The organism is Nocardioides alkalitolerans DSM 16699 (genome assembly GCF_000426525.1).
Lineage (GTDB): Bacteria > Actinomycetota > Actinomycetes > Propionibacteriales > Nocardioidaceae > Nocardioides > Nocardioides alkalitolerans.
Genome location: NZ_AUFN01000010.1, coordinates 1,015,108 through 1,028,264 on the forward strand (window position 1 = coordinate 1,015,108; position 13,157 = coordinate 1,028,264).

Genomic DNA, 13,157 nt, shown 5'->3' on the forward strand with positions numbered 1-13,157 from the left:
GCACTCACGGCGGTCATTGTGTCCTCGCCCCCGCCGATCGGCAGGGCTTTCACCCCACGACGGGACGGACCCACCCGCCGGTCCAGACCACCTGGGTCCACCCTCCGGACGCGACGACCCCCTAGGTTGGCCGCCATGGAGGCACCCGTCACCCACTCGCACCGGCTCACCCGCTCGACGTACGACGCCGTGGTCGTCGGCGGCGGGCACAACGGCCTCGTGGCCGCGACCTACCTCGCCCGCGCCGGGCTGAGCGTCGCCGTGCTCGAGCGGCTCGACCACACCGGCGGTGCCGCCGTGTCGGCCCGCGCGTTCCCGGGCTCGCCGGTGCGTCTGTCGCGCTACTCCTACCTCGTCAGCCTCATGCCGGAGCAGCTCGTCGCCGACCTCGGCCTCGACGTGCGGCTCGAGTCGCGCACCACGGCGTCGTACACGCCGTACCTGCCGGGCACCGCGACCGGCGCCGGGGCGGGGGGAGAGGCGGGCGGCCTGCTCGTCGAGCGCCCCGAGGGCCCCGCGACCCGTGCGTCGTTCGCGGCGCTGACCGGGTCCGACGACGCGTACGACGCGTGGGTCTCCTTCTACGCCGAGGTGGAGGAGCTCGCGCGCGCCGTGGCCCCCACCCTCCTGGCGCCGCTGCCCCGGGAGGACGAGCTCGCCGCCCGGGTGCCCGAGCAGATCTGGCGCGACGTCGTGCTCGAGCCGCTCGGCGCGGCGATCGACCGCCGCTTCCGCGACGACACCGTGCGCGGCGTCGTCGGCACGGACGCCCTGATCGGCACGTTCGCCTCGTTGCACGACCCCTCGCTGGTGCAGAACCGCTGCTTCCTCTACCACCTCATCGGCAACGGGACCGGCGAGTGGCGGGTGCCGGTCGGCGGCATGGGCGCGGTCACCGACGCGCTGGCCGCCGCGGCCACCCGGGCGGGCGCCGAGCTGGTGACGGGCGCCGACGTACGACGCGTGGTCGCCGACGGCTCCCGGGGCGCCGAGGTCACCTGGGCCGACGCCGACGGCACCCACACCGTCGCCGCCGGCCAGGTGCTGTCGGGCGTCGCGCCGTACGTGCTGGAGCGACTGCTCGGGGGCACCCCCGACGAGGCCACGAAGCCGGAGGGCTCCCAGCTCAAGATCAACCTCCTGCTCGACCGGCTCCCCCGCCTGCGCTCGGGTGCCGACCCGGCCGTCGCCTTCGCCGGCACGCTCCACCTCAACGAGACGGCGAGCCACATCGAGCGGGCGTACGCCGAGGCCGCCGCCGGCCGGGTGCCCACCGAGCTGCCCGGCGAGGTCTACTGCCATTCCCTGACCGATCCGTCGATCCTGGGCGAGCTGGCGGGCTCCGGCGCCCAGACCCTCACCTACTTCGGGCTGCACACCCCGGCGTCGCTGTTCACGGCCCACCCGGCCGCGACCAAAGCGCTCGCCGTCGAGCGCGCCCTGGCGAGCCTCGACCAGCACCTGCTCGAGCCGATCGCCGACTGCGTCGCCCGCGACGGCAACGGCGACCCGTGCATCGAGGCGAAGATCCCCCAGGACGTCGAGGCCGACCTCGCCATGCCCGGCGGCCACATCTTCCACGGCGACCTCGACTGGCCCTGGGCCCCGCAGCGGGCGGCGCTCGACACCCCCGCCCGCGCCTGGGGGGTCGACACGGGCGTGGAGTCCGTGCTGCTCTGCGGGTCCGGCGCCCGACGGGGCGGCGCGGTCTCGGGTCTCGGCGGCCACAACGCGGCCCAGGCGGTGCTCGCCGCGCGCTGAACGCGGGGTGCACGACGTCACGCGATCTCGATTTTCCTCCCCCGTCACTCGCTGCTAAGGTTGCACCCGCTTCACCGCGCGGCATTAGCTCAATTGGCAGAGCAGCTGACTCTTAATCAGCGGGTTCGGGGTTCGAGTCCCTGATGCCGTACCAGCCGGACGACAGCCCCCGATCGCACTGCGATCGGGGGCTGTCGCGATTCCGGGCCGACGGCTCCGTCCGCCCTAGCACATCTGGGCCGTTCGAGGTTTGAACCATCCCCAGAACGGTCAAGACCTTCGCGGCGCCCGCACTCGGCGGCGACTCTCGAGGAGAGAACGAAGGGGCCTCACTCCATGGCGACCAACACGAACATGTCACCCGAAAGCCTGGCGAAGGTGCGCAACACCCTCGTGAGCCTGGTCAACATCAGCCAGCAGTCCATGTCGAACTTCCTGGCGCTCGGCGACCAGCGCTTCGGCGCCTCGCCGAACGGCGAGTGGGCGGCCGTCGAGCGCACCGGCGCCCTGCGCACGCAGCGCGAGGCCGTGCAGCAGGACATGGTGACCCTCGACAACATCCTCGTCGCGTTCGACGCGGCCGTCAGCGAGATGGGCGCCACCGAGGAGGTCGTCGCCGCCGGCTTCACCGCCGCGGCCGACGCCATCGCAGCAGTGTTCACCCCCGCCCCGCAGCCCCGCGGCGGCCGAGTGATGGAGGCCTGAGCCATGCCCCAGCCCGGACAAGAAGAGCTGTCCCTCATCGCCGCCCTGCGCGACGCCCCCGTCGAGGCGATCGACACCGAGGCAGGCATCTGGGGCGAGGGCGGCGAGTCCATCCGCTCCCTCGCCGTCGGACTCGACCAGGCGATCGACGAGGTCCGGACCGACGAGCTCATGGGTCCCGAGGCCCGCCAGAGCATGGTCGACGCCGCCAACCGCGTCCGCGGGGCGCTCGAGCGCCGCGCCGCCTCCCTCGACACCGGCCGCGACGCGAACCGGCTGGCCGCGTCCGCCCTGCGCATCGCGACGAACCAGTACGCGCAGCTCTCGCCCGTCGGCGAGGGCCCCACTCGTCCGCCCGCCGACCCGACCCGCACGGTCGAGGAGCAGGCCGAGGTCGACCGGCAGTACTCCTCGGCGGCGTCCTCCCACGCCGCCGACCAGGCCGCCCGCGAGCAGCGGTGCCGGGAGATCAGGGAGAGCCTGCGTCCCCAGCTCGGCGACACGGCCCGGATGTTCGCCTCGATCAACGACTACTCGCGCCAGCCGGACGACGGCGGCGGCAACGGGCCCGGCGGCAACGGCGGCGGCGGACCCAACGACCCGACCTCCGGGATCCGCCGCGTCGGCGGCGGGCCGGTCGTCACGGAGTGGGACCCCCCGCGCGACCCGGACCGCGACCCCGACCGCGACCCGGACATCGACATCGATCGCGACCCCGACATCGACCCGATCGGTCCGACCGACCCGACCGAGCCCACCGACCCCGGTGGTCGCGACCCGATCAGCACGCTGCCCGGCCGACCGCCGGCCGTCGACACCGGCCTCTTCGGTCCCGGTCCCGGCGGTGCCGGCGGCATCGGGGGCGGCGGATCGTCCGTCGGTCCGCCCAGCAGCTCCCCCGCCGCACCCGCCATCGGCCTCGGCGGTGCCGCGCTCGGCGCTGCAGCCGTCCGCGGCATCGGTTCCGGTCCGGGCATCGTGCCCGGCGGTGGCGGCGCGGCCGGCCGCGGTGGCGGTGCGGCTCCCCGCGCGATCGGCGCCACGAACCGTACGGCGGGCCCCGGCGCGCTCGGACGCACCGGCGGCGTCGCGCCGGCCGGTGGCGGTGCCGCCGGCCGTGGCGCGGGCGCCGGTGGGCGCGGCGCCGGCGGGCTCCGCGGTGGCGGGGTCGGCGGCGGTGGCGCAGGCCGCGGCGGCACCGGCGGGCGCGGCCCGGCCGGGTCCCGCGGGTCGCGCACGTCGCTGGGCGGCCAGGGCGGTGGCCAGGGCGGTCGTGGCGGGGTCGCGGGTGCGGGCGCCGGCGGCGGACGACGCGGCCAGGACGACCGTGACCAGGACCGCGACCACCTCGTGATCCAGGACGAGTGGCTCGACGACGACACGACCGGGCCCGACGTGCTGCGCTGAGCACTGCGCGCCGATCGATCCGGACAGGACCGGCCACCCCTCGCGGGGCGGCCGGTCCTTCCGCGTTCAGACTCCCGTGACGAACGCGTCCGCGAGCGGGATCAGGAGGTCCGGCTGCAGTCCCACGGTGGGCAGCACCTCGCCCGGCACGGCGTTGATCGGCGGGAACGCGCACCCCACCACCGGCAGGGTGTCCGCCGCCGGGAACGGGTCACCCCGGGCGATGACCTCCCCGGTGGTGGCCTCGACCAGGTCGAAGCGCAGGTCGGCGGTGTGGACGTCCCAGACGAGGGGCTCCCCCTCGCGGGAGGTTCCCTCGCACCGCTGCCGCACCTCGGTCGTGCCGGGCACCACCCGGGTGCAGAGCACGGCGTTGGGCTCGCCCCAACTGCCGGGCGAGGTCGTGACGTTCCAGGGCTCGCCCTCGGCGCCCAGCAGGTCGTACTCGTTGTAGCCCGGCAGGTCCGGCCACTCGAGCAGCCACAGCACGCGCAGGTCGGCCGGCTCACCCGACCAGGGCACCCCTCCGGCCAGCGTGGCCTCGGAGTCGCACACGGGGCCGAGCTCGTACGGCAGCGACGCCTCCAGCGCCGGCAGGTCCTCAGGCGCGCCCTCCGCCTCCGTCGGCTGCCCGGTGGGGTCGTCCGACGGCTCCGGCGTGGCCGTCGCCTCGGAGGTCGTCACGTCGGATGTCGGCGTCCGGCCGTCGCCGGCGGCCCCGTCGTCGCCGTCGTCGCTCAGCACCGCCGTGCCCGCGACGGCCGCGACGACGAGGACCAGCGCGGCGCCGGCCGCGACGAGCCAGGTGCGGCCCCGTCGGCGGGCGGGGCGCGCAGCGTCGTACCCGCCCTGCGGTGCGCCCGGAGGCGGCGGCGGAAGAGGTGGCAGGGACATCGTGGCTCCCGAGGACGGTGGACCGGCGGGGTCAGACTACGAGGCCGCGACCGACCCGACGACGTCCGGCGACCATCGAACACATGTTCTAATCGTGGTCATGTCGTCCGCCCCCGGCCGTGTGCCCTCCGCGACGACGCGGCTCGCGCAGCCGAAGCACGTCTGGGTCGACCTCAGCGGTGCGTTCGGGGGCACCCAGGTGCCCGGTCTCATGGTGATGTGGCGGCGCTGGGACCGCCGGGGCGGCTCGGTCTGGCAGGCATGGGTGGTCTACGCGCTGCCGGTGCGGCCCGGCGACGAGGGCCCGCTCATCCGGCAGGGCTGGGTGGACGCCGCACTGCTGCGCGCGGCGCCCACCCTGGGCGGCCCGGGGTCGTGAGCCCCCGGTACCGACCCGGACGGCTCAGCGGACGGCGTCGAGCGTGGCGTACTCGTCGTCGCTCAGCGTGATGCCGGCCGCGGCCGTGTTGGACTCGAGGTGCGCGACGCTCTTCGTACCGGGGATCGGCAGCATCACGGGCGAGCGGCGCAGCAGCCACGCCAGGGCGAGCTGCGACGGCTCGGCACCGTGGTCGGCGGCGGCCTGGGCGAGCGGGCCGTCGGCCTGGGAGAGCTCGCCGGTCGCGAGCGGGAACCACGGGATGAAGCCGATGCCCTCCTGCTCGCAGTAGTCGAGCAGGGGCTCCGCGTCGCGCTTCACCAGGTTAAACATGTTCTGGACGGTGGCGATCTCGGTGACCTCGCGCGCCTCCTGCGTCTGCCCGATCGTCACCTCGGAGAGCCCGATGTGACGGACCTTGCCCTCGTCGCGCAGCTTCGCGAGCTCGCCCACCTGGTCGGCGAGCGGGTAGGCGTCATCGATGCGGTGCAGCTGGAAGAGGTCGATGGTCTCGACGCCCAGGCGACGCAGGCTCAGCTCGCACTGCTGGCGCAGGTACGCCGGGTGCCCGACCGGGACCCACTCCCCCGGACCGGTCCGCGTGAGGCCGGCCTTGGTGGCGATCACGACGTCGTCGGCGTACGGGCGCAGCGCCTCGGCGATGAGCTCCTCCGAGACGGTCGGGCCGTAGGAGTCGGCAGTGTCGAAGAAGGTCACGCCGATCTCGACGGCGCGACGGAGGACGGCGATGGCGCCGTCGCGGTCGGCGGGCCATCCCCACACGCCTTCGCCGGTGAGCTGCATCGCGCCGTACCCGAGGCGGACGACCGGAAGGTCGCCCCCGATGCGGAAGGTGCCGGACGGAGCAGCGAGGTTCTCGTCAGTCATGCCTCCGAGCGTCGCACCCGACCCAAGGCGCGGCACCACCCGATCGGGTCCCCCGGCGCCCGCCGGAACGGGACCCGAGCTGCCTCAGTCGAGCTCGACGACGCCCTCGGCCGCCAGGTCGGCCAGCGCGACCCCGGTCGCCGCGGCGGCGGTGGAGCCGGGCGGATCGCCGAACTCCTCGCGGAGCGCCGCGGCGACGGTCGCGACCGGGGTCCACCCGTCCTCCTCGACGGCCTCGAGCAGCGCGGACGCCAGCTCGGAGAGCACCACGACGTTCGACCCCACCATCACCGCGGACTCGCCCCCGTCGACGTACCAGTCGCGCCAGTCGGTGCGCCGCACCCGCCCGCTCATGCGCCGCTCCCGGTCCACTCGGCCAGCAGCGGCGCCAGCGTCGCGGACTCCCGGTAGCGCACGCGCCGCAGGCCGCCCGCCTGCTCGACCACGGCGGCGAGCCGGTGGAGCGGCCGCTCGATGCGGTCGAGGTACGACGTCTGGGTCGCCAGCGCGGCGAGCGCACGCACCGTCGGCTCGGGCGTGACCTCGGGGGCGTCGGGGCCCTCGGGATCGCGCTCCAGCAGCACGAGCGCCCCGATCCGCGTCTCGCCGACCGGGGCGCGCAGCCCGTACTCGCTCGGCGAGACCTGCTGCTTCACGGCCGCTCCGGGCGTGGGGATGACCGACAGCGGCTTCGGGTAGGCCAGCAACCGGCCCTGCTCGTCGACGCCGGCGGTCTCGTCGGTGAGGTAGCCGAAGTCGCGACCGAGCGTGCGGCTGAGCGTGGTCTTGCCCGTGCCCGACGGAGCGACCAGCACGGTGACGCGGCCCGTCGCCGGGTGGGCGAGCGCGCAGGCGTGGAGCATCATCAGGCTGCCTGCCCGCGCCTCGATGAGGCGCAGGGTCACGGCGGGCGAGAGGTGGTGGAGCAGGTCGTCGACGTCGTCGGACGCCACGGCCCCCCGGGTCCGGGCCGCCGTGAGCTCGGCGGCGTCGGTCGCGAGGCAGACCTCGAGGACCGGAGCTTGGACGACCCGGCGAGCGTCCCCGGGCCCGTCGGGCACGAGGCAGCGGTCCCAGGCCCGCAGCACCCGCTCGTGCAGCTCGGGCGCCCGGTCACCGGTGAGCCGCAGCACCAGCCGGACCCCGAGGCCGCCGAGCGCGACCTCGGCGAACACCCCCGTGGTCGACGTCGTCGGTGGCAGGATCACGCCGTGCCCCTCGACGACGCCACGCTGCTGACCCGCGACCCCGCCGCCATCGGCACACCGATGGGCGACACGGTCGTGCTGCTCGACGCCCGCGGCGAGTACCTCGAGCTGAACCCGGTCGGCGTCGCCGTCTGGGAGGCGCTGGAGACCCCGCGCCCGCTCGGAGCGCTCGTGGTGCAGCTGGCGGCCGAGTTCGGGGTGGAGGGCGACGTCGTACGGCGCGACGTGCAGACGTTCCTGACGACCCTCTCCGAGCGGGGCCTGCTCCGACTGGGCTGACCGGTCTGGACCACCGGGGACGATCTGCTCATCCCCGCGCCTCGACCGGGCGGCCGTCGAGCACCGCGCGGACGACCGCCGCGACCGGGTCGACCGTGGCCGCCAGCAGGTCCGCGACCGCCTCGTGGACCGCGTCGTCCTGGCCCATCGGGTCGGGCACGTCGAGATCGCCGGCCGCCACCGTGGCCCGCCGCGACGACAGCGTGCGCACGCGGCGACGTACGTCGTCACCGGCCGGCCCGTCGAACAGCTCGGCCGCCACGGGGGCCAGCGCCGCGAGCTCGCGCAGCGTGAAAGCCCGGTGCAGCACGGCCGGGGCGACACCGACGACGCTCGCCCGCACGTCGCGGGTGGCGGTGAGCACGAGGTCGTGGGCGCTGACCAGGTCGGTGGTCGTCCGGCGCGACGCGAAGCCGTCCGGGTCGCCGCCGAGACGCGCCAGCTGTACCGCCGCCTGCGACTGCATCGCGTGGCCGTCGACCGCACCGACACCCGCGCTCCCGACGCTGCAGCGACCGGCGGCGACCTCGGGCGCGAGCCGGGCCGCCAGCAGCCGCTCGGCCAGCGGGGAGCGGCAGATGTTGCCGATGCAGACGACGAGGATCCTCACGCTCCCACGCTGTCACGAGCATCGCCGTTCTGCTGCCGAAGCGCGCGGTTCGGGGAACAATCGCTGGCGATCCCGACGGAAGGTCACCATGTCCCTCAGCGACTACCTGCGCGCGCTCCGCAACCACTGGGTGGGGGCGGTCGTGCTGACGTTGGTCTGCCTCAGCGGAGCCCTGGCCTACTCGTTGAGCCAGCCGGCCGTCTACGCCGCGAACGCCAACGGCTTCGTCACGGCCGACACCGGCAGCAGCGAGGGTGGCGGCGGTGCCGGGCTGGGCTCGGTGGCCGACTCGCTCGCCAAGTCGCGGGCGAAGTCGTACGTCGACGTGGCCCAGAGCCGGGCCGTGGCCGACCGGGTGATCGACGAGCTCGACCTCGACGTCTCGCCGAACGGGCTCATCGGCCAGATCGACGTCGTGGTGCCCGTCGACACGGTGCTCCTCAAGGTCACCGCGCGGGCCTCGACGCCGGAGCTCGCCCAGCAGCTCGCCGACACCTGGGTGACGGCCCTCGCCGCCGAGATCGACGCCATCGAGAACCCGAACGGCCAGGAGGTCGCGGCGCTCGGGGTCCGTCCCGTCGAGGCAGCCGCCCTGCCGAGCACCCCCATCTCGCCCGTGCCGCTGCGCGACGGCGCCCTCGGGCTGCTGGTGGGCCTGCTCCTCGGCGTCTCGTACGCCGCGCTGCGCTCGCAGCTCGACCGCAAGCTGCGCAGCAGCGCCGAGATCGAGAAGAAGTTCGGCGTCTCCGTCGTGGGCGCGATCCCCGCGACCAAGGGCCTCGAGCGGGCCCGTGACGAGCCCGCGGTGCTGGCCGTCTCCGACCAGGCCGAGGGCCAGTCGTTCATCGCGGCCGAGGCGTTCCGCAAGCTGCGGACCAACCTCTCCTACATGGACATCGACAACCCGCCGCGGATCATCGTGGTGACGAGCTCGCAGCAGTCCGACGGCAAGTCCACGATCTCCACGAACATCTCCGCCGCGATCGCGATGTCCGGTCAGCCCGTCATCCTCGTGGACGCCGACCTGCGCCGTCCGGTCGTCGCCACCACCCTCGGCCTGGTGGAGGGCGCGGGGCTCACCGACGTGCTCATCGGCCGGGTCGACCTCGACGACGTGCTCCAGGAGCACCCCGACGTGCCGAACCTCTCGGTCCTGGCGGCCGGCGGCGTGCCTCCGAACCCCAGCGAGATGCTCGGGTCGCAGACGATGCGGGCGCTGCTCGAGCGGATGTCGAAGGACGCGATGGTCGTGCTCGACGCGCCGCCGCTCCTGCCGGTCACCGACGCGGCCGTGCTGACGACGCTCGCCGACGGCGCCCTCGTGGTCGTCTCCCACGGCACGACGGTCGACACCGAGCTCGAGAGCTCGCTCGGCAACCTGGCCTCGGTCAAGGGGCGGGTGCTGGGCGTGGTGTTCAACCGGGTGCCCCGCCGCAACTCGGCGGGCGGCTACTACGGCGGGTACTACTACCGCGAGGACGACGCGAAGGGCAAGAAGAAGGGCCGCGGCGCCAAGGCCGCAGCGGGCCGCGCCGTCGCCGCCGGCGACGAGCAGACCAGGCCCGCGGAGACGGGCAGGGGCGGCGCCCGCCGCGCGGAGCCCCGCTCCGACCGCGGCACCACCAGCCGTCGCTGACCCGTCGCCGGGGGTGCCGCGGTCGTCGTCAGGTCACTGCCAGAGCACCGGCTCGCCGATGAAGACGCTGTAGTCGTCGCCCGAGGTGAAGCCGGCCATCGTGGCCTCCTGGCCCTCCGGCAGCACGGTGGTGTTGCAGCTCTCGTAGGGGCTGCCGTCCCAGTCGGTGTCGGCCGACTCCATCTCGCAACCGCCGACGCCGCCGCTGAAGCTGATGAACTGGCCGCCCACGGTGCCGTCGGCCGTCACGGCGTCGAGCGACGGCTGCGCCCCGCCGATGCGGTCGGCGCCCTCGACACCCTCGACCGTGTAGGTGATGTGCCACGGCACCATGCCCTCGGAGCCCTCGGCCTCGGCGATCTCCGAGGGGTCGCCGGCGCGGATCTCGGTGGCGGTGATGGCGATGACGCCGTCGTCCCCGGCGTAGGAGAACGGCACGTACGCCGTCTCGCCCAGCGCCAGCTCGGTGCCCCCGGGAGTGATCTCGCCGTCGAAGGCGGCGCCCCCGGCCGACCCGGCGGTGTCGTCGGCGTCGTCGGCGTCGTCCGTGGTCTCGTCGTCGGAGCCCCAGCCGCGGTCCTCGTCGTCGGAGGCGTCGTCGGTGGGCTCGTCGGCGGACGAGGAGGTCTCGCTGGGCTCGGGGTCGGAGGCCTCGTCGTCGCCGCCGCAGGCGGTGAGCGAGGTGGCGAGGAGGGCGGAGACGGCTACGGCGGCGAGCTGGTGGCGGCGTCGCATCAGGGTGAACTCTTTCCGGGTCGGGATCTCGGGACGGCGCCGACGGTGCGGCGCCGGACCCGTCCTACCCGGCCCCTCCACCCGCAAACGCGCAGGTCAGGGGGTGTGTCAGATCACCGGCTCGACGTGGGGAGCCGTCCCCACGCCACCGGTCGGGAGGGCCCGCGCTGGTCGGTCAGAGGTAGAGGCCGGTGGCGGAGTCGCCGTACCGGTCGGCCGCCACGGCGTGCACGTCGCGCTCGCGCATCACGACGTACGTCTCCCCGTGCACCTCGACCTCGGCCCGCTCCTCGGGGTCGAAGAGCACCCGGTCGTCGGCCTTGACCGACCGCACCTGGGGGCCGATCGCGACGACCCTCGACCACGCGAGCCGCTTGGCGCCCATGGCCGCCGTGGCGGGGATGACGATGCCGCCCGAGGAACGCCGCTCCCCCGCCTCCCGGTCGAGCTCGACCAGGAGGCGGTCGTGGAGCATCTTGATGGGGGTCTTGTCGCTCACTTGCTGCTGAGCTTGCGGACGACCACGATCACCGTCACGAAGCCGGCGACGCCGCCGACGACCTTGAGGATGTTGTCGGTGCGCGGGGCACCGGTCTTCTCGTCCACGAAGAACGCCTTCACCGAGGCGACCTCGCGACGCGCGATCGTCTTCGGGCTCGAGCGGTAGAGCAGCTGGTCGATCGTCGTCGCCAACCGCTCGCGGGTCTCCTCGATGTCGCTCTCGAGGGAGTTCAGCTCATTGCTCACTGCGCACCACTTTCCTACGTCGACGGGGTCGACGGCTCCTGGCCCACGGCGGGTCTGGCGGTCAGGGGTGAACGTTACCAACGGCCCGTGGATCGAAGCCGAAGGGCAGCTCCAGCCGGTGCCGGGCCATGAGGGCGGCGTCGGTCAGCACGTCGTACGTCGGGGCGTCCGCGACCACGACCCCCTCGGAGAGCACCACGGACCGCTCGCACAGCTGGAGGGCGTAGGGCAGGTCGTGGGTGACCATCAGGACGGTGACGTCGAGCGTGCCGAGGAGGTCGGCGAGCTCGCGTCGCGACGCCGGGTCGAGGTTCGAGGACGGCTCGTCGAGCACGAGCACCTCCGGCTCCATGACGAGCACGGTGGCGATCGCGACGCGGCGCCGCTGGCCGAAGGAGAGGTGGTGGGGGGCGCGGTCGGCGTACGCCGCCATGCCGACCTGCTCGAGGGCCGCCGCGACCCTGCGGTCGAGCTCGGGGCCGCGCACGCCGGCGTTGCGGGGCCCGAACGCGACGTCGTCGGCCACGGTGCCCGAGAAGAGCTGGTCGTCGGGGTCCTGGAAGACGATGCCGACCTGACGCCGCACCTGCGCCAGCGTGGCCTTCTCCACGGGGGTGCCGCTGACGGTCACCGAGCCCGCGCCGGGGCGCAGGATGCCGTTGAGGTGGAGCACGAGCGTGGTCTTGCCGGCGCCGTTCGGGCCGAGCAGCGCGACGCGCTCGCCGCGGTCGACCCGCAGGTCGACGCCGAAGAGGGCCTGACGTCCGTCGGGGTAGGCGAACGCCACCCCGGCCAGGTCGAGGACGGGCACGCCGGTCACCGGGCCCGCCCCACGTCGTACCCGCGCGAGAGCATGGCGAGGTGCACGCGCTCGCCACGCTCGTAGGAGCGGATGAAGAGCGCGCCGAGACCGCGGGCCAGGGTGCCCCAGTGACGCGGGGAACGGGGGTCGCAGCCGCGGGAGCGCATGGCCACGAGCATGCGCGACCACTCCCCCGTGACGACGTCGACGTAGCGCAGCATGAAGCCCATGATCTCGACCAGCAGCGCGGGCATGCGCAGCCGCTCGAGGCCGCCGAGCAGCTCGCGGGCCGTGGTGGTGGAGGCCATCGTGAGCGCCGCCGCGACACCGATCGTGCCCTTGGCGAGCAGGTGGCCGGCGGCGACGAGGCCGGGCTCGGAGACGGTGAGCCCGAGCACCTCGGTGCGCGGCCCGGTCGCGACGAACGGCACCAGCACCGCGAAGACGACGAACGGCAGCTCGACGACCATCCGGCGGACGACGAACAGCACCGGCACCCGGGCCGCGAGGACCACGGCCAGCACGCACGCGCCGTACGCCGCGTAGGCCACGGGCGCCCACGACGCACCGCGGGGCGTGGCCACCACGACGAGCATGAACGTCACCAGCGCGACCACCTTGAGGTGCGCGGGGGCGCGGTGGACGCGGCTGCGACCGGGGTGGTGCAGGGAGCGGCCGGCGCCGTGCCCGTGGCCGGCGCCCATCAGCCCACCCGGCGGTCGACGGTGTCGCGGCTGTCGTCGGTGCCGTCGGCGTCGTCGGCGTCGTGGCGCCCACGACGTCGTACGGCGAGCGCGAGCCCACCGGCGAGGAGCAGCACCACCGCCACGCCCACGACCCCGGCGAGGGCGCCGCTGAGCCAGGTGTCGTCGACGCCCCGGGTCGCGTAGTCGGCGAACGGGCTGTCGGCGGTCGGCGAGTCGTCGGCGGAGCCGAGGAAACCGGTCTGCCCGGCGACGTGCTCGAGACCGTCGGGGTGCGAGCTGGCGAAGTAGCTGAGGCCGCCCGCGACCAGGATCGTCACGACGAGGGCGGTGGCGTAGAAGGCGCGGCGGCTGACGCGGCGGGGGCGGGTCGCTCGGGGGGTGGTCGTCGACATGTCGGTC

General features: G+C 74.5%; 17 protein-coding genes and 1 tRNA gene. 7 read left to right on the forward strand and 11 right to left on the reverse strand.

All coding sequences use genetic code 11. The annotated features are described in order from the left end of the window. The first annotated feature begins 135 nt into the window (after positions 1–135). The 4 genes from K329_RS0105500 (at position 136) to K329_RS29355 (ending at position 3,873) form a co-directional block, all read left to right on the forward strand. Positions 136–1,761, forward strand: a complete 1,626-nt coding sequence (locus K329_RS0105500; RefSeq protein ID WP_052336384.1) for a phytoene desaturase family protein — start codon at positions 136–138, stop codon at positions 1,759–1,761. A gap of 78 nt (positions 1,762–1,839) precedes the next feature. Continuing rightward, a tRNA-Lys gene (locus tag K329_RS0105505) sits at positions 1,840–1,915 on the forward strand. A 182-nt stretch (positions 1,916–2,097) separates the two neighbouring features. Further along, positions 2,098–2,466, forward strand: coding sequence for a hypothetical protein (locus K329_RS0105515; RefSeq protein ID WP_157571574.1), 369 nt, complete (start codon positions 2,098–2,100; stop codon positions 2,464–2,466). A gap of 3 nt (positions 2,467–2,469) precedes the next feature. Next, the gene (locus K329_RS29355; protein WP_028472269.1) at positions 2,470–3,873 is read left to right on the forward strand and encodes a hypothetical protein; all 1,404 of its coding nucleotides are present in this window, start codon (positions 2,470–2,472) and stop codon (positions 3,871–3,873) included. A 66-nt stretch (positions 3,874–3,939) separates the two neighbouring features. Here the strand turns inward: K329_RS29355 and K329_RS0105525 are convergent, their stop codons facing one another. Continuing rightward, positions 3,940–4,767: a hypothetical protein gene (locus K329_RS0105525; RefSeq protein ID WP_028472270.1), complete on the reverse strand. Its 828-nt coding sequence runs from the start codon at positions 4,765–4,767 to the stop codon at positions 3,940–3,942. A gap of 100 nt (positions 4,768–4,867) precedes the next feature. On the opposite strand from K329_RS0105525, the gene K329_RS0105530 reads away from it, so the two are divergent. Next, complete coding sequence (locus K329_RS0105530; protein ID WP_157571575.1) at positions 4,868–5,146, forward strand: hypothetical protein; 279 nt, start codon at positions 4,868–4,870, stop codon at positions 5,144–5,146. Between the two features lie 24 nt (positions 5,147–5,170). On the opposite strand, the gene K329_RS0105535 is transcribed toward K329_RS0105530, so the two are convergent. The 3 genes from K329_RS0105535 to K329_RS0105545 all read right to left on the reverse strand — a co-directional run bounded on the left by K329_RS0105535 (position 5,171) and on the right by K329_RS0105545 (position 7,242). Further along, positions 5,171–6,034, reverse strand: coding sequence for an aldo/keto reductase (locus K329_RS0105535; protein WP_028472272.1), 864 nt, complete (start codon positions 6,032–6,034; stop codon positions 5,171–5,173). An 84-nt stretch (positions 6,035–6,118) separates the two neighbouring features. Beyond that, positions 6,119–6,388 (reverse strand): PqqD family peptide modification chaperone, encoded by a 270-nt coding sequence (locus K329_RS0105540; protein WP_028472273.1) that lies wholly within the window; start codon positions 6,386–6,388, stop codon positions 6,119–6,121. Further along, positions 6,385–7,242, reverse strand: coding sequence for a hypothetical protein (locus K329_RS0105545; RefSeq protein WP_052336385.1), 858 nt, complete (start codon positions 7,240–7,242; stop codon positions 6,385–6,387). Before K329_RS0105545 ends, K329_RS0105540 begins: the two co-directional genes overlap by 4 nt. Before the next feature lie 3 nt (positions 7,243–7,245). Here K329_RS0105545 and K329_RS29360 point away from each other — a divergent pair, with 3 nt between their 5' ends. Continuing rightward, positions 7,246–7,521 carry a PqqD family protein gene (locus K329_RS29360; RefSeq protein ID WP_052336386.1) on the forward strand — a complete coding sequence of 92 codons (276 nt, stop codon included), beginning with the start codon at positions 7,246–7,248 and terminating at the stop codon, positions 7,519–7,521. Between the two features lie 28 nt (positions 7,522–7,549). Here K329_RS29360 and K329_RS30725 read toward each other — a convergent pair whose 3' ends face one another. Next, positions 7,550–8,131: an arsenate reductase/protein-tyrosine-phosphatase family protein gene (locus K329_RS30725; protein ID WP_028472431.1), complete on the reverse strand. Its 582-nt coding sequence runs from the start codon at positions 8,129–8,131 to the stop codon at positions 7,550–7,552. 88 nt (positions 8,132–8,219) lie between these two features. Between K329_RS30725 and K329_RS24835 the strand changes: the two genes are divergently transcribed. Beyond that, entirely contained in the window at positions 8,220–9,767 is a 1,548-nt protein-coding gene (locus K329_RS24835; RefSeq protein ID WP_052336387.1) for a tyrosine-protein kinase domain-containing protein, read from the forward strand. A 33-nt stretch (positions 9,768–9,800) separates the two neighbouring features. Here the strand turns inward: K329_RS24835 and K329_RS0105565 are convergent, their stop codons facing one another. The 6 genes from K329_RS0105565 to K329_RS24845 all read right to left on the reverse strand — a co-directional run bounded on the left by K329_RS0105565 (position 9,801) and on the right by K329_RS24845 (position 13,150). Next, entirely contained in the window at positions 9,801–10,502 is a 702-nt protein-coding gene (locus K329_RS0105565; protein ID WP_052336388.1) for a hypothetical protein, read from the reverse strand. A gap of 175 nt (positions 10,503–10,677) precedes the next feature. After that, positions 10,678–10,977, reverse strand: a complete 300-nt coding sequence (locus K329_RS0105570) for a GroES family chaperonin (RefSeq protein WP_052336492.1) — start codon at positions 10,975–10,977, stop codon at positions 10,678–10,680. 20 nt (positions 10,978–10,997) lie between these two features. Continuing rightward, positions 10,998–11,249: a DUF3618 domain-containing protein gene (locus K329_RS0105575; RefSeq protein ID WP_028472277.1), complete on the reverse strand. Its 252-nt coding sequence runs from the start codon at positions 11,247–11,249 to the stop codon at positions 10,998–11,000. 61 nt (positions 11,250–11,310) lie between these two features. Further along, on the reverse strand, positions 11,311–12,060 hold the full coding sequence (locus K329_RS0105580) for an energy-coupling factor ABC transporter ATP-binding protein (RefSeq protein WP_245596441.1): 750 nt from the start codon (positions 12,058–12,060) through the stop codon (positions 11,311–11,313). A 5-nt stretch (positions 12,061–12,065) separates the two neighbouring features. Continuing rightward, positions 12,066–12,755: a cobalt ECF transporter T component CbiQ gene (gene cbiQ / locus K329_RS24840; protein ID WP_043642050.1), complete on the reverse strand. Its 690-nt coding sequence runs from the start codon at positions 12,753–12,755 to the stop codon at positions 12,066–12,068. Continuing rightward, positions 12,755–13,150: a PDGLE domain-containing protein gene (locus K329_RS24845; RefSeq protein WP_084540991.1), complete on the reverse strand. Its 396-nt coding sequence runs from the start codon at positions 13,148–13,150 to the stop codon at positions 12,755–12,757. Before K329_RS24845 ends, cbiQ begins: the two co-directional genes overlap by 1 nt. Positions 13,151–13,157: the final 7 nt, after the last annotated feature.

What these genes read in the sequence shown, in the direction of transcription:
- K329_RS0105500 (WP_052336384.1), top strand. Translation starts at nt 136, where the DNA reads ATGGAGGCACCCGTCACCCACTCGCACCGGCTCACCCGCTCGACGTAC.
- K329_RS0105515 (WP_157571574.1), top strand. Translation starts at nt 2,098, where the DNA reads ATGGCGACCAACACGAACATGTCACCCGAAAGCCTGGCGAAGGTGCGC.
- K329_RS29355 (WP_028472269.1), top strand. Translation starts at nt 2,470, where the DNA reads ATGCCCCAGCCCGGACAAGAAGAGCTGTCCCTCATCGCCGCCCTGCGC.
- K329_RS0105525 (WP_028472270.1), bottom strand. Translation starts at nt 4,767, where the DNA reads ATGTCCCTGCCACCTCTTCCGCCGCCGCCTCCGGGCGCACCGCAGGGC.
- K329_RS0105530 (WP_157571575.1), top strand. Translation starts at nt 4,868, where the DNA reads ATGTCGTCCGCCCCCGGCCGTGTGCCCTCCGCGACGACGCGGCTCGCG.
- K329_RS0105535 (WP_028472272.1), bottom strand. Translation starts at nt 6,034, where the DNA reads ATGACTGACGAGAACCTCGCTGCTCCGTCCGGCACCTTCCGCATCGGG.
- K329_RS0105540 (WP_028472273.1), bottom strand. Translation starts at nt 6,388, where the DNA reads ATGAGCGGGCGGGTGCGGCGCACCGACTGGCGCGACTGGTACGTCGAC.
- K329_RS24835 (WP_052336387.1), top strand. Translation starts at nt 8,220, where the DNA reads ATGTCCCTCAGCGACTACCTGCGCGCGCTCCGCAACCACTGGGTGGGG.
- K329_RS0105565 (WP_052336388.1), bottom strand. Translation starts at nt 10,502, where the DNA reads ATGCGACGCCGCCACCAGCTCGCCGCCGTAGCCGTCTCCGCCCTCCTC.
- K329_RS0105570 (WP_052336492.1), bottom strand. Translation starts at nt 10,977, where the DNA reads ATGCTCCACGACCGCCTCCTGGTCGAGCTCGACCGGGAGGCGGGGGAG.
- cbiQ (WP_043642050.1), bottom strand. Translation starts at nt 12,755, where the DNA reads ATGGGCGCCGGCCACGGGCACGGCGCCGGCCGCTCCCTGCACCACCCC.
- K329_RS24845 (WP_084540991.1), bottom strand. Translation starts at nt 13,150, where the DNA reads ATGTCGACGACCACCCCCCGAGCGACCCGCCCCCGCCGCGTCAGCCGC.